13 protein-coding genes are annotated in these 14,483 nt (G+C 67.8%); 9 read left to right on the top strand and 4 right to left on the bottom strand.

Annotation, left to right across the window (positions count from 1 at the left end; genetic code table 11):
* Window positions 1-6 precede the first annotated feature (6 nt).
* A complete protein-coding gene (locus VHP37_16645; GenBank protein ID HEX2827983.1) occupies window positions 7-1,290 on the top strand; it encodes an HlyD family efflux transporter periplasmic adaptor subunit in 1,284 nt (427 codons plus the stop codon).
* 4 nt (window positions 1,291-1,294) lie between these two features.
* Window positions 1,295-2,842 carry a DHA2 family efflux MFS transporter permease subunit gene (locus tag VHP37_16640; protein ID HEX2827982.1) on the top strand — a complete coding sequence of 516 codons (1,548 nt, stop codon included), beginning with the start codon at window positions 1,295-1,297 and terminating at the stop codon, window positions 2,840-2,842.
* A 52-nt stretch (window positions 2,843-2,894) separates the two neighbouring features.
* Here VHP37_16640 and VHP37_16635 read toward each other — a convergent pair whose 3' ends face one another.
* The gene (locus VHP37_16635) at window positions 2,895-3,683 is read right to left on the bottom strand and encodes a helix-turn-helix transcriptional regulator (protein HEX2827981.1); all 789 of its coding nucleotides are present in this window, start codon (window positions 3,681-3,683) and stop codon (window positions 2,895-2,897) included.
* A gap of 85 nt (window positions 3,684-3,768) precedes the next feature.
* Here VHP37_16635 and VHP37_16630 point away from each other — a divergent pair, with 85 nt between their 5' ends.
* The 3 genes from VHP37_16630 to VHP37_16620 all read left to right on the top strand — a co-directional run bounded on the left by VHP37_16630 (window position 3,769) and on the right by VHP37_16620 (window position 6,606).
* Window positions 3,769-4,983 (top strand): MFS transporter, encoded by a 1,215-nt coding sequence (locus VHP37_16630; protein ID HEX2827980.1) that lies wholly within the window; start codon window positions 3,769-3,771, stop codon window positions 4,981-4,983.
* Window positions 4,984-5,056: 73 nt separating this feature from the next.
* Entirely contained in the window at window positions 5,057-6,397 is a 1,341-nt protein-coding gene (locus VHP37_16625; protein ID HEX2827979.1) for an MmgE/PrpD family protein, read from the top strand.
* Complete coding sequence (locus VHP37_16620; GenBank protein HEX2827978.1) at window positions 6,310-6,606, top strand: SDR family NAD(P)-dependent oxidoreductase; 297 nt, start codon at window positions 6,310-6,312, stop codon at window positions 6,604-6,606. The genes VHP37_16625 and VHP37_16620 overlap by 88 nt, the downstream gene beginning before the upstream one ends.
* 142 nt (window positions 6,607-6,748) lie before the next feature.
* Here the strand turns inward: VHP37_16620 and VHP37_16615 are convergent, their stop codons facing one another.
* On the bottom strand, window positions 6,749-7,834 hold the full coding sequence (locus tag VHP37_16615) for a DUF2891 domain-containing protein (GenBank protein HEX2827977.1): 1,086 nt from the start codon (window positions 7,832-7,834) through the stop codon (window positions 6,749-6,751).
* Between the two features lie 47 nt (window positions 7,835-7,881).
* On the opposite strand from VHP37_16615, the gene uvrA reads away from it, so the two are divergent.
* Together uvrA and VHP37_16605 are read left to right on the top strand one after the other, a co-directional pair.
* Window positions 7,882-10,398, top strand: coding sequence for an excinuclease ABC subunit UvrA (uvrA, locus tag VHP37_16610; GenBank protein HEX2827976.1), 2,517 nt, complete (start codon window positions 7,882-7,884; stop codon window positions 10,396-10,398).
* A gap of 118 nt (window positions 10,399-10,516) precedes the next feature.
* Complete coding sequence (locus VHP37_16605; GenBank protein ID HEX2827975.1) at window positions 10,517-11,590, top strand: DUF763 domain-containing protein; 1,074 nt, start codon at window positions 10,517-10,519, stop codon at window positions 11,588-11,590.
* A gap of 125 nt (window positions 11,591-11,715) precedes the next feature.
* Here VHP37_16605 and VHP37_16600 read toward each other — a convergent pair whose 3' ends face one another.
* Window positions 11,716-12,687, bottom strand: a complete 972-nt coding sequence (locus VHP37_16600; protein HEX2827974.1) for a tripartite tricarboxylate transporter substrate binding protein — start codon at window positions 12,685-12,687, stop codon at window positions 11,716-11,718.
* Window positions 12,688-12,710: 23 nt separating this feature from the next.
* Here VHP37_16600 and VHP37_16595 point away from each other — a divergent pair, with 23 nt between their 5' ends.
* Together VHP37_16595 and VHP37_16590 are read left to right on the top strand one after the other, a co-directional pair.
* Entirely contained in the window at window positions 12,711-13,379 is a 669-nt protein-coding gene (locus VHP37_16595) for an alpha/beta family hydrolase (protein HEX2827973.1), read from the top strand.
* A 148-nt stretch (window positions 13,380-13,527) separates the two neighbouring features.
* A complete protein-coding gene (locus tag VHP37_16590) occupies window positions 13,528-13,932 on the top strand; it encodes a VOC family protein (protein ID HEX2827972.1) in 405 nt (134 codons plus the stop codon).
* A 4-nt stretch (window positions 13,933-13,936) separates the two neighbouring features.
* Here VHP37_16590 and VHP37_16585 read toward each other — a convergent pair whose 3' ends face one another.
* Window positions 13,937-14,482 carry a hypothetical protein gene (locus VHP37_16585; GenBank protein HEX2827971.1) on the bottom strand — a complete coding sequence of 182 codons (546 nt, stop codon included), beginning with the start codon at window positions 14,480-14,482 and terminating at the stop codon, window positions 13,937-13,939.
* Window position 14,483: the final 1 nt, after the last annotated feature.

The following is a 14,483-nucleotide window of genomic DNA, read 5'->3' as shown; positions in this document are numbered from 1 at the left end:
GAGAACATGGCTGAAGAACAAGTCACGCAGGACACCGAAGTACCGCCCGCTGCGCCGAACGGCAACAAGGCGAAGCGCAGGAAGCTGGTCGCGCTGGTGCTCGGCGTCTTTGCGGCCGGCGGCATCGCCTACGGCACTTACTGGGCGTTTTTCGCGAAAGACCGCCAGAGCACCGACGACGCTTACGTGAACGGCAACGTGGTGCAGATCACGTCGCAGATCGGCGGTACGGTCGTCGCGATCGATGCCGACGACACCGATTTCGTCGAGGCGGGCAAGACGCTGGTGCGGCTCGATCCGGCCGACACCAAGGTCGCGCTCGAAGAAGCCGAGAGCGCGCTCGCCAAGACCGTGCGTCAGGTCCGCAACCTCTACGCGACGACGGGTCAGCTCCAGGCCGGCGTGCGCCAGCGCGAAGTCGACTACACGAAGGCCCAGGAAGATCTCGCGCGCCGCGAGCGGCTCGCCGCGTCCGGAGCGGTGTCGGGCGAAGAGCTCCAGCACGCGCGCGACGCGCTGCGTGCGGCCGATGCCGCGCTCGTCGCCGCCAGGCAGCAGCTCGGCGCGCAGCAGGCGCTGGTCGACCGCACGACGATCGAGAGCCATCCCGACGTGAAGAACGCCGCGGCGCGCGTGCACGAAGCGTATCTCGCGTATGCGCGCACCGCCATCCCCGCGCCGGTGTCCGGTTACGTCGCCAAGCGCAGCGTGCAGCTCGGCCAGCGCGTGAACGCCGGCGTGCCGCTGATGGCGGTGGTGCCGCTCGACCAGGTATGGGTCGATGCGAACTTCAAGGAAGGGCAGTTGAAGAGCATGCGCCCGGGCCAGCCGGCGACGCTCACCGCCGATCTCTACGGCGGGAAGGTGAAGTATCACGGCAAGGTCGTCGGTTTCGGCGCGGGCACCGGCGGCGCGTTCGCGCTGCTTCCGGCGCAGAACGCCAGCGGCAACTGGATCAAGATCGTGCAGCGTGTGCCGGTGCGCATCGCGATCGACCGCAAAGAGCTCGAGCAGCATCCGCTGCAGGTCGGGCTCTCGATGCAGGTCGACGTCGACACCACCGAGCAGGGCGGCGAGCGCCTGCCGCGCGCCGCGCAGAGCGCGCCGGCGGACGCGACCCAGGTGTACGGCTCGATCGACCAGGCGGCGGACCGGCGCGTGAAGTCGATCGTCGCCCGGAACAACGGAACCGGACGCGGCGCGAGCTCGCCGGCGATCGACCCTGCGGGTCAGGCCGCCGTCGCGGTCGCGGCGAGCACGCATACCGCGGAAGCGAAGTCGCGGCAGTAACCTCATGAGCGCCCAGAACCCCGCGCCGCTCCAGGGCGGCGCGCTCCTCGCCGGCACCGTGGCGCTTTCTCTTGCGACGTTCATGAACGTGCTCGACACGTCGATCGCGAACGTGTCGCTGCCGGCGATCGCGGGCGACCTCGGGGTCTCGCCCGAGCAGGGCACGTGGGTGATCACGTCGTTCGGCGTCGCGAACGCGATTTCGCTGCCGCTCACCGGGTGGCTCTCGCAGCGCTACGGGCAGGTGAAGCTCTTCATCGCGTCCATCCTGCTGTTCGTGCTGGCGTCGCTCGCGTGCGGCTTCGCGCCCACGATCGGATCGCTGATCCTGTTCCGCGTCATCCAGGGTTTCGTCGCGGGCCCGATGATCCCGCTGTCGCAGACGCTGCTGCTCTCCAGCTATCCGAAGGAAAAAGCGGGCACCGCGCTCGCCATGTGGTCGATCACGACGCTGGTCGCGCCGGTGATGGGGCCGCTGCTCGGCGGCTGGCTGACCGACAACGTGTCGTGGCCGTGGATCTTCTACATCAACGTGCCGGTCGGCCTCGCGGCCGCGGCGGCGACATGGGCGATCTATCGGCGCCGCGAGACGCCGACGCACAAGCTGCCGATCGACAGGGTGGGGCTCGGTTTGCTGGTGCTGTGGGTCGGCGCGCTGCAGGTGATGCTCGACAAGGGCAAGGACCTCGACTGGTTCCATTCGGGCCAGATCGTCGCGCTGGCGATCGTCGCGGCGCTGGGGCTCGCGCTCTTCATCGTGTGGGAGCTCACCGACGAGCATCCGGTCGTCGACCTGAGGCTCTTCGGTCGCCGCAACTTCGCGATGGGCACCGCCGCGATCTCGCTCGGCTACGGCGCGTACTTCGGCAACGTGGTGCTGCTGCCGCTGTGGCTTCAGCAATACATGGGTTACACCGCGACGTTCGCCGGGCTGGCGATGGCGCCCGTCGGCCTGCTCGCGATCTTCATCACGCCGCTGGTGGGCAAGAACCTGAACAGGGTCGATCCGCGGATCTTCGCGACCGCGGCGTTCGGCGTGTTCGCGGCGGTGATGCTGATGCGCTCGAACTTCAACACCCAGGTGGACCTGAAGACCATCCTCATCCCGACGATCATCCAGGGCGCGGCGGTGGCGTGCTTCTTCATCCCGCTGGTGACGCTCACGCTTTCGGGCTTGCGGCCCGACCAGATCGCCGCCGCGAGCGGCCTGTCCAACTTCACGCGGATCACGCTGGGCTCGTTCGGCACGTCGATCTCGACCACGCTGTGGGACCATCGCGCGACCCTGCACCACGCGCAGCTCGCCGAGCACATCTCGGTCTACAACCCCAACGCGACGCAGGCGCTGGCGGGCATGCAGGCGGGCGGCATGACGCCGGACCAGACGGCCGCCGCGGTCAATCGCATGATCGACCAGCAGGCGTTCATGATGTCGGCGAACGACATCTTCTACGTCTCGGCAGTGCTCTTCGTAATGCTGATCGGGCTGGTGTGGCTCACCAAGCCGGCACGCGTCGGCGCCGGTGCGGACGCAGCGGCGGGGGCGCACTGACGTAGGGTGCGTGGCCACGCACCGCAAAAGGCGCGGTGCGCTCGCGCGCACCCTACATGGTGGGCGTGACGAACCCTCGCGGGGAGACCCCCAGCGACCGCCTGAACATCGTCGAGAACGCGCTCGCGCTCTCGTAGCCCAGATCGAGCGCGACCGCGGTCACCGGCGCGCCCTGTGCGAGCCGTTGCACCGATTCGAGCAGCCGCGCCTGATGCTTCCAGCGCGCGAAAGTGATCCCGGTTTCCTTGAGAAAGCGACGATAGAGCGTGCGGCTGCTCGTCTGCATGTCGTGCGCGTCGCCGGCGCACGTCCGGCGCGTGGACAGGTCTTCGAGGATGCGCTCGCAAAGCTGCACGAGGTCCTCGCTTTCGGGCAGCGGCAGGTCGAGCGAGCACTGCGGCAGCTTGCGCATCTCCGCCACCAGCAACCGCATCAGCAGGCCGTCGTCGCCGTTCTCGTCGTAGCCGGGCGGGAGCGCCGCGGCGCGCACCACGAGCTCGCGCAGCAGCGGTGTCACCTCGAGCACCACGCAGTCGTTCGGCATCGCCGCGGCGGCCGCGTCGGCGAGGTAGACGCTGCGCATCTCCACGGTGCCGTGCATCTGGATCTCGTGCACGGTGCGCGCGGGTACCCACAACGCGCGGCTGGTCGGCACCATCCACGTCCGCCGGTGGGTTCGCACGCTCATCGTCCCGGCCACCGCGAACACGAACTGCGCGCGGTCGTGCCAATGCGGCTCGATGTGATGGCGTCCGGGGTAGGAGGTAGTGCGGGTGACGACGGCCGGAGCGCGGTCATCGGCGATCGGGCGTTCGGGCGCGGCCGGGAGGCGTTTGTCCATTTCGAGAAGATTCGGTGGAAAACGGCGAGAGCAGGACGATTGTAGCTCAGGCACACTCGGAGGCCCAAAAGACATCCACCCGACCATGACTACGCCCGACGCCGCTCCCGTCACGCATCGCCGGCTCGTCTCGCTGCTGCTCAACTTCGCGCACGGGATCGACCACATGTTCCTGCTGATCTTCGCGACCGCCGTCGCGGCGATGGCGGCCGATTTCGGCTACGCCAAGTGGGAAGACCTGATGCCCTATGCCGTCGGCGCCTTCGCGATGTTCGGCCTGGGATCGCTGCCCGCCGGACGCCTGGGCGACCTGTGGGGCCGCCGCGTGATGATGATCATCTTCTTCGTCGGCATCGGCGCTGCGGCGATTCTGACCGCGTTCACCCAGAACGCCTGGCAGCTCGCGGCGGCGCTGACCCTGATCGGGGCGTTCGCCGCGATCTACCACCCGGTCGGCATCCCCATGCTCGTGCAGAACGTGAAGAACCCCGGCGTGGTGATCGGCGTCAACGGTCTCGCCGGCAACCTCGGCATCGCGGTGGCGGCGATCGTCACCGGGTTTCTGGTGAAGTGGTTCGGCTGGCGCGCGGCGTTCATCGTGCCGGGCCTGTTCTCGATCGCGTGCGGCATCGTCTTCGCGATCGTCTGCCCGAAAGAGACCGAAGCGCCGCACAAGCGCAAGGAGAAAGCGAAAGTCGCGCTGTCGAAGACCGACATGGTCCGCGCGTTCAGCGTGATGACCGTCGCGGCGGCGGCCGGCAGCCTCGTCTTCAACTTCACCACCAACGGCAACGCACAGCTGCTCAGCGAGCGCTTCGCGGGCGTGATCAGCGATCCGGCCGTGATCGGGACATTGCTCGCGGTGATCTACGCGGTCGCTTCGCTGGCGCAGCTCGTCGTCGGCAAGCTGATCGACACCATGCCGTTCAAGCCGCTCCAGCTCTGGATGTCGGTGATCCAGGTGCCGCTGCTCATCGTCGCCGCGTATACCCAGGACTGGTGGATGTTCCTGGCATTGCTCGCGGTGATGGTGTTCGTCTTCGGCTCGATCCCGTTCACCGACGCGATGATCGTGCGTTACGTCGACGATCGCCTGCGCTCGCGCGTGGCGGGCATGCGTCTCACGGTGGCGTTCGGCATCAGCTCGCTCGCGGTGTGGCTGCTCGGGCCGATGGTGAAGACGATGGGCTTCGCCACCGCGCTGTGGGTGATGGCGGTGATCGCCGCGCTGCGCGCCGCGGTCGTGCTGCTGCTGCCGGACGAGCCGCGGATCGAAGCCGCGCCGGCGCCGGCGCGCTGACGCACGTCGTGCTGGCGCAGGCCGGCACCCATTGCGAAAATGGATCCGGGCATTCGCCAGGATGACGACAGTTATGACCCTGACTTCAGGACCGACGCGGCGGCTCGCCGAATTCTTCGCCGCGGCGACGTGGGACGACGTGCCTGCGCACGTGAAGCACGAAGCGAAGCGCTCGCTCGTGAACTACTTCGCGTGCGCGCTCGGCGGGTGCCGGGACGACGCGGTCGAAGCGACCTCGCGCGTGCTGCGGCGCTTCGCCGGCGCGGCGACCTCGACGGTCATCGGACGCGGCGAGCGCCTCGATGCGCTTTCGGCCGCTTTCGTCAACGCCGCGAGCGCGAACGTCTTCGACTTCGACGACACTCACCTCTACACCGTTTTGCATCCGACCGCGCCGGTCGCGGCGGCGCTGTTCGCGCTTGCCGAGGCCCGGCGCATGTCCGGACGCGATCTCCTGCTCGCATTCGCGCTCGGCGTCGAAGCGGAATGCCGCGTCGGCAACGCGGTCTCGCCCGGTCACTACCGCCGCGGCTGGCACATCACCTCCACGTGCGGCGTATTCGGCGCGGCCGCGGCGGCGGGCAAGGTCCTCGGGCTGGATGCGGAGCGTTTCGTCTGGGCGCTCGGCGACGCGTCGGCACAGGCCGGCGGGCTGCTGGAGACGCTCGGCACCATGGCCAAGAGCATCAGCGTCGGCAACGCCGCGCGCAACGGCCTCGCCGCGGCGATGTACGCCGCCGAAGGCGTCTTCGGTCCCGCCGAGCCGCTCGCCGGGACCTACGGCTTCCTGCGCGTCACCGGCAACGAGTGGGACGCCTCGCGCCTCGACAGCGGCCTCGGGCGATCGTGGGAGCTCGCATCGAACACTTACAAGCTCTACCCGGTGGGGATCGTGCTGAGCCCGGTCATCGAAGCGTGCTTCGCGCTGCGCGAGCGCGTCGATGCCGCGGCGATCGAGCGCGTCGCGATCGCGGGGCACCCGCTCCTGCGCGAGCGCACCGACCGCGTCCATCCGACTTCGGGGCGTGAAGCCCAGGTGAGCGCGCAGCACGCGGTCGCGGTGGTGTTCGCGCGGGGTCGCGCGGGTCTCGCCGAGTTCGATGACGCAGCCGCGAACGACGCGGCGCTGCGTCCGCTGCGCGAGAAAGTGCAGGTCATCGACGATGCACGCTGTCCCGTCGAAAGCGTGACGGTCTCGGTGCAATTGCGCGGCGGCGGAACGTTCACGCAACGGGTCGAGAGCGCGCGCGGCAGCAGCGCACGGCCGCTCACCGACGACGACCTCGAGCGCAAGCTGCGCGATCTCGTCGAGTTCGGCGGCTCGACATGCGATGTGCCGCGTCTCATCGAGGCGATCTGGAATATCGACGAAACGCAGGATGCGGGCGCAATCACCGCGCTGGCTTCGAACTGATACCTCGGGAGGACGTTCGCAGCCTCGCCGAGATGACCGAAGAGCACTGGGACACGGTCATGGCGCTCAATCTGAAGAGCGTCTTTCTCTGCTCGCGCGCCGCGGTGCGGCGCATGCTGCCGAGGAAGCGCGGCGTCATGGTGTTCCTCGCGAGCGACCTGTCGGCGCCGCTCAACGGCGAGTTCGTCAATCGCGATCTGTATCGCTAGCGGTGCGTTACCACGCACCCTACGCGATTCATTCGTAGGGTGCGCGCAAGCGCACCGCTCCTTTGAAGCAAAGGCTTTAACCGCAGAGGACGCAGAGGAAAAGCAAAGCTAAACAGGTAGCCACTCCCTGCGCCTCCATGCTTTACCGACCGTGATCTCTTTCTGCGTCCTCCGCGTCCTCCGCGTCCTCTGCGTTAATGCTTTGTTCGGCGTCAGCCAACGCTTCAGAGCAGAGCATCGCGAAGCTCAGCAGCCAGTGCGTCGCCACGAACTCGCCGCCGGTGACGTACGGCCAGCCGGCTTTCCAGTGGTCCTCGGCGGCTGAGATCAGCGTGTCGCGCTGCTCGGGCGGCACGGCATCGCGAAGCGCGATGAGACACCACGCGCGCGAGAGATTGAGGCCGGCGATGTGAACGAGCTGGCCGTCCGCCGCATCGGCGACCACCGCGGGTACGCGCCAGTGCCCGATCGCCTTGCCCGAGCGATCGAATCGCGCCCACCACGCGGTCAAGTCGGCGCCGAGCAGGCGGCTCATGAGCAGCGCTTCGCACAAGCCCGGCGACAGAAAATCGGTCGCCCCGGGCTCGTAGCGTGCGGGGCAATCTTCGTCGTGCAGGAACCACGAGCGCGCCGCGGCCTCTATCGCGCGTGCGAGCCGTTCGTCGCGCAGCGCCAGCGCGTAATCGCGCGCGAGCACCATCGCGAAGGCGGAGTTCGGATGCGCGCCATAGCGCACCGGATACGGCGTGCTCGAAAGAAACGCCGCGAGCCGGCCGGCCACTTCCGAAGCGAACGGCGCGAGCGCGGCCGCCCACCCGGCGATGCGCGCGTCGCCGCTGCCGCGGGCATCAAGCTCGGCATGCAGCTTGAGCAGCCACGCCCAGCCGTACGGCCGCTCGAAGCCGCCGCGCTGCGGCTCGCCCGCATAAGCGCGCTCGACCGCGACGAGCGCGGGAGTGAACCGGGATTCGAAATGGCGCCCGATCCCGGAGCGCAGATCGGCATCCTGCACCGACTCGTACAGGCGCAGCAGCGACCAGTGCATGTGCACGCTCGAATGCCAGTCGTAGCAGCCGGAGAACACCGGGTGGATCTCGCCGGGCAGCGGGTTGTCGCGCTCGTGCAGGATCAGGTGGTCGAGCTTGTGCGGGTAGCGCCGGCGCAGCACGTCGAGACAGAGCGCGGCGAGGCGATCGGCCTCTGCGGCGAGGATGCGTGAGATGTCCATCGGACGATCTTAAAGGCCGGGAGCGAATCCTGCTGCGGTCAGCGCATATGAAAAAAGAACTCTCCGGTTTCGTCCACGTGCGCGGCGCGCGCGAGCACAACCTGAAGGACGTCGACGTCGAGATCCCGCGCGATGCGCTGGTCGTCTTCACCGGGGTCTCGGGCTCGGGCAAGTCTTCCCTCGCGTTCGGCACGCTCTACGCCGAAGCGCAGCGGCGTTACCTGGATTCGGTGTCGCCGTACGCGCGCCGGCTCTTCGACCAGCTCTCGATCCCCGAAGTCGACACGATCGAAGGCCTGCCCCCGGCGGTCGCGCTCCAGCAGCACCGCGGCGCGCCGACCTCACGCTCCTCGGTCGGCAGCGTGACCACGCTCTCCAACCTCCTGCGCATGCTGTACTCGCGCGCGGGCCATTACCCGCCGGGGCAGGGCATCCTCTACGCCGAATCGTTCTCGCCAAACACGCCCGAAGGCGCATGCCCGACGTGCCACGGCCTCGGCCGCATCTACGACGTCACCGAGAGATCGCTGGTTCCCGACGACACGCTGACCATACGCGAGCGCGCGATCGCCGCATGGCCGCCGGCGTGGCAGGGACAGAACCTGCGCGAGATCCTGATGACGCTCAACTACGACGTCGACAAGCCGTGGCGCGAGCTCCCGAAGAAGGACCGCGACTGGATCCTCTTCACCGACGAGCAGCCGACGGTGCCGGTGTACTCGGGGCTCGATCTCCCCGACGTGCAGCGCGCGCGGAAGCGTAAGGAAGAGCCGTCGTACATGGGCACTTTCACCAGCGCCAAGCGCTACGTGCTGCACACTTTCGCGACGACGCAGAGCGCGATGGTGAAGAAGCGCGTGTCGCGCTATCTCGTCAGCGCCGATTGCCCCGAATGCGACGGCAAGCGCCTCAGGAAGGAAGCGCTGTCGGTGAGCTTCGCGGGGCTCGACATCGCCGAGATGTCGGCGAAGCCGTTGAAAGCGCTCACGGGCATCTTCAGGCCGGCGGCGGAAGGCGCAAGCGCTGAAATTCGGAAGATGTCGCGCGATCACCCCGAGCAGGCGATCGCCGCGCGGCGCATCGCGGAAGACCTCGTCGCGCGCATCGGCACGCTGATGCAGCTCGGCCTCGGCTATCTCTCGCTCGAGCGCAGCACGCCGACCCTCTCCCCCGGGGAGCTCCAGCGATTGCGGCTCGCGACCCAGGTGCGCTCGAACCTCTTCGGCGTCGTGTACGTGCTCGACGAGCCTTCCGCGGGCTTGCACCCGGCGGACACCGAAGCGCTGCTCGTCGCCCTCGATCACCTCAAGCAGTCGGGCAACTCGCTGTTCGTCGTCGACCACGAAGTCGACGTGATCCGCCATGCCGACTGGATCGTCGACATCGGTCCGGATGCGGGCCAGCACGGCGGCCGGGTGCTGTACAGCGGACCGCCCGACGGGCTCGCGAACGTGAAGCCGTCGAAGACGCGGCGCTATCTCTTCGACGACCATGCGCCGTTCACGCGCGAGCCGCGCTCGCCGTCCGGCTGGCTGAAGCTCGAAGGCGTGACGCGCAACAATCTCGTCGAGCTCGACGTCGAGATCCCGCTCGGCGTGTTCACCAGCGTGACCGGCGTGTCGGGGTCCGGCAAGTCGACGCTGGTGTCCCAGGTGCTGGTCGAGCTGGTCGCTTCGCATCTCGGTCACGAGGTTCCCGTGGAGCAAGAAGAGGGCGAAGCGCTCGAGCGCGCAGCGGTGATCCCGACCGAAGGCCGCATCGCGGCCGGTATGGAGACGATCAAGCGGCTGGTCCGCGTCGACCAGAAGCCGATCGGCCGCACGCCGCGCTCGAATCTCGCGACGTATACCGGGCTCTTCGATCACGTGCGCAAGCTGTTCGCCGCGACCAAGGTCGCGCGCTCGCGCCGTTACGACGCGGGACGTTTCTCGTTCAACGTGGCGAAAGGGCGCTGCGAGAACTGCGAAGGCGAAGGCTTCGTCTGTGTCGAGCTTCTGTTCCTGCCGAGCGTGTACGCGCCGTGCCCGGTGTGCAAGGGCGCGCGCTACAACGCGAAGACCCTCGAAGTGACCTATCGCGAGAAGAACATCGCGGAAGTGCTCGGAATGACCGTGGACGCTGCGTTCGAGTTCTTCGAAGACGAGCCTCACGTGCGCCGCGCGCTGGACGTGCTGCGCCAGGTCGGGCTCGGTTACCTGCGGCTCGGACAACCCGCGACCGAGCTCTCCGGCGGCGAAGCGCAGCGCATCAAGCTCGCGACCGAGCTCCAGCGCATCCAGCGCGGCGACACGCTGTACGTCCTCGACGAGCCGACGACCGGGCTGCACCCGGCCGACGTCGAGAAGCTCAAGGCACAGCTCGACGGGCTCGTCGACGCCGGCAACACCGTGGTCGTGGTCGAGCACGACATGCACATCGTCGCCGGCAGCGACTGGGTCGTCGACATCGGTCCCGGCGCGGGCGACGAAGGCGGGCGGATCGTCGCGGCTGGCACTCCCGCGGAGCTCGCGCGAGCCAAGGGCAGCCGGACGGCGCCTTATCTCGCCCGAACGCTGCGCGCCTAACGTCATTCCCGCGAAGGCGGGAATCCATTTTGACGCTTGAAAGGCGTTGAAAACGGATTCCCGATCGCTTCCGCTGCCGCGGGTCGGGAATGACGTATACTGGACATGCATACAGATCATGTCCCGCACCGGTTTCGCCCATCTCCCGCTCCACGGCGGCAAAGCGCCGAGCTATCTCTTCAAGCGCATGGTCCCGCTGTCGCGGGAGATCGTGATCTACATCGCGCAGGAGTTCGGGCGGGAAGAAGTGCTGCGCAGGCTGTCGGACCCTTACTGGTTCCAGGCTTTCGGCTGCGCGCTCGGCTTCGACTGGCATTCGAGCGGCCTCACGACCACGGTGTGCGGCGCGCTCAAGGAAGGCCTCAAAGGCACCGAGCGCGAGCTTGGGCTCTTCGTCGCGGGCGGCAAGGGCGCGACCTCGCGCAAGACGCCCGCGGAGATCACGTCCGCGTGTGAAAAGCTCGGCCGCGATCCTCATCCGCTGGTCTACGCGAGCCGCATCTCGGCCAAGGTCGACAACTCGGCTGTGCAGGACGGCTACCAGCTCTACCACCACGCGTTCGTCTTCACCGCGGCCGGCCAGTGGTGCATCGTGCAGCAGGGCATGAACGACGAGACGTCGATGGCGCGGCGCTATCACTGGCTCTCCGACGGCGTGTCGAGCTACGTCGACGAGCCGCACGCGGCGATCTGCTGCGACGCCGCCACGCCGACGCTCAACCTCGTCGCAACCGAGAGCGCGAAGGTGAGATCGGCGTCGGCGGCGCTCGCGCGCGAGAAACCCGGCGTGACGCTCGAAGCGTTCCACCACCTGCCGCTGCTGGACATGCCGCGGCATCACTGGATACGGGACGCCGACGTCGATCCCAAGTACCTGAAGAAGATCCTGCTCAGGACCTACGAAGAAGCGCCGGCCGACTTCGAGGCGCTGCTGGCTATCGAAGGCGTCGGCGCGAAGACCTTGCGCGCGCTGGCGCTCACCTCCGAGCTCATCTACGGCGAAGCCGCGAGCCGCAGGGACCCGGCGCGCTACTCGTTCGCGCACGGCGGCAAGGACGGCACGCCGTTTCCGGTCGACTGCACGACGTACGACAAGACGATCGAGGTCATGCGCGACGCGCTCAACAAGGCGAACGTCGAGCGCGGCGAGAAGGTGAAGGCGTTCAAGCGGCTCGCCGCGTTCGCGGGCTGAGCGGTTATCGCGGCGAGGGCGGCAGCTTGCCGCTGTCGTAGAGCATATAGCGCGCGTCGAATCCGGGCCCCGGGGCTGGAAGATGGATCCCCGCCTGCGCGGGGATGATCGAGTGACGCGTCGCGTCACTCGGTCAATTTGATCCCTGCTTCGGCGATGACCTTCGCGGCTCTGGCCGACTCGCCGCGGATGAACTCGCGGAACTGCTCGGGCGTGGTGGGCGAGGGCTCGAAACCCATGTTGCGGAATTTCGCGGCGATCTCGGGCGTTTTCAACGTCTGGACTGCCGCGGCGTTCAGCCTGCGCAGGATCGGATCGGGCAGCCCCGCGGGACCGAAGAAGCCGAAGAAGTTCACGAGCTCGAAACCCGCGAGCGGCGGATGCTCGGCGATCGCCGGCACGTCGGGCAATACCGAGACGCGCGTCGCCGAAGTCACCGCGATCGGACGGATGCGATTGCTCTGCACGAACGGCAGCGCCGCGCCGATGCTGACGAACGTCATCGTGATGTGCTTGCCCGCGACGTCCGCGATCTGCGGCGCCGCGCCCTTGTAGGGCACGTGCCTGATGTGCACGCCGGCCATCTTGTTGAAGAGCTCTCCGGTGAGCTGCTGCGGATTGCCGACGCCGCTCGACGAGAAGGTGAGCTTGTTCGGGTTCTGCTTGGCGTACGCGATCAGCTCCGCGACGTTCTTCGCGGGCACGTCCATGTTCACCGCGAGCAGGTTGGGCACCTTCACCATCAGGGTGATCGGCTGGAGGTCGCGGTCCCAGTCGTACGCCATCTTGGGATAGAGGTGCGGGTTGACCGCGATCTCGCCCGACGCGAGGAGCAGCGTGTAGCCGTCCGGCTTCGCTTTCGCGGCGACGTCGGTGCCGATCATGCCGCTCGCGCCGGTGCGGTTGTCGACGACCACCGGATGGCCGAACGTCCTGGAAAGCTGCTCGCCGAGCAAGCGCGCGGTGAGGTCGGTGCCGCCGCCGGCCGGGAACGGGCAGACGATGCGGATCTGCTGGGTCGGGTACTGCCCTTGCGCTTGAGCGGCGAGCGACGCCAGCGCGAGCGCCGCGCAGGCGGCGGTGTACGGTACTCTCATCTCTCCTCCTTGCGATTCCTGTTATGGGTGCAGCCCAAGAATGGCACATTTCGGTCGGCCTTGATGCGACCGTGGCGCGTTACGAGCCGGCGACGGCGAGCCGCCGCGCGACCTTCGTCTGCGCCCACGGCGCGGGCGGCCACATGGACGATCGCGGCATGCTCGCGCTGGTGCGCGAGCTGCGGGGACGCGGCCTCGACGTCGTGCGCTTCAACTTCCTCTATCGCGCGAAAGGGGCGAAAGCGCCGGACCGCATGCCGCTCCTCCAGGACTGCTACAAGGCGGTGATCGAGCGCGCGCGGACCGAGCTCGCGCCTGAAAAGCTCCTCATCGGCGGCCGCTCGATGGGCGGACGCACCGCGTCGATGCTCGCGGCGGACGGTTACGGCTGCGACGGCCTGCTGCTGTTCGCGTATCCGCTGCACCCCGCGGGCAAGCCCGAGAAGCTGCGCGACGAGCACCTGCCGCGCATCCGTGTGCCCGTGCTGTGCTTCAACGGCACGCGCGACACGCTGTGCACGCAAGCGCTGATGGAGCAGACGCTCGAACGGCTCGGCACGAGCTGGACGATGCACTGGCTCGACGGCGCCGATCACTCGTTTCACGTGCTCAAGTCCTCGGGACGCAGCGATGCGGCGGTGCTGGACGAGGTCGGTGACGCGTGCGAGCGCTGGCTCGCGGAGAACTACTGAAAGGGTGAGAGCCTGCGGCGAGGAGAGGGGTGACCGCAGCGCATAAGATTGCTCGCGCAGCATACCACGGCGTTTGCGCAAGCGGCCGGCTGTCTTCTAAAAACGCGGTCGCCGGCTCACTCTCGGGCTCGCCCTCAAGGAGATTTCAATGACGAACCGCATCGTCCACATCGCGCTCAAGGTCGACGACCTCGAGAAGACCACCGCCTTCTACGAGAAAGTCTTCGGTTTCTGGGAGGCCGAGACCCGCAAGACCCGCGATCACCTGTCGCGCCACCTCACCGACGGCGAGCTCGATTTCACGCTCATCAAGTACGACGAAGGCACCGACTCCGCCGAATCCAGGGCTTCGGGCGAAGGCCCGTGCATCCACCACTTCGCGGTCGAAGTCGAAGACCTCGAGAAGTCGACCAAAGAGATCCTGAGCTACGGCTGCGAGATCATCAGCGATCCCGGCGTAATCCCGGTGAAATTCCGCGCGCCCGGCGGCACCGTCGCCGAGCTCGTGCCGGTCGGGCGCTACAAGAAGCCGGTGCGCCCGCAGAAAGCGTAAGCGATCAGGCTCGGGCGTCGGTTCGCGCAGCGCGGAACGACAGGCGCTCGAGCGCTTCGCCGGCGAGCATGCGGTTGCTGCAGCCGGGACCGAGCACCCCGGCGAACGTGGGGATGGGCACGCCCATGATCTCGCCGAAAGTGCGGTAGGCCGAGTTGCTGTTGACCGTCGCGGAGAGCACGTTGAAGCCGAACGGCGGATAGTCGAGATCGAGGCCGTCGAGGAGCGGCATCGCTTTCAGCGCCGCGTTCCAGCGCGCGAGCGCGTCCTCGCCCTGGTAGACCGCTTTCACGCGGCTCTTCCAGTACATGCGCGTCGAGCCCATCGGCAGGCCGCTCGCGCGCGCATAGCTTTCGTCGTGCGCGTACGCGAACACGCGCAGGCCGTGGTTTTTCGTGGTGCCGATCGGCAGGACCTTCTTGTTGACGCGGTCGTACGCGAGGCCGTGCAGCTCGGCGAGCGTGTGGCCGTTCGCGTTCTTCAGCACCCAGAAGTTGTGGCAGCCCGCGAACAGGACGCGGAAGGAGCGGGCTTCGATGAGATGCTTCAAC

Source organism: Burkholderiales bacterium, assembly GCA_036262035.1.
In the GTDB taxonomy this organism is placed as follows: domain Bacteria; phylum Pseudomonadota; class Gammaproteobacteria; order Burkholderiales; family SG8-41; genus JAQGMV01.
The sequence above is the reverse complement of the archived record's forward strand: the minus strand, read 5'-3'. Positions and strand labels throughout refer to the sequence as shown.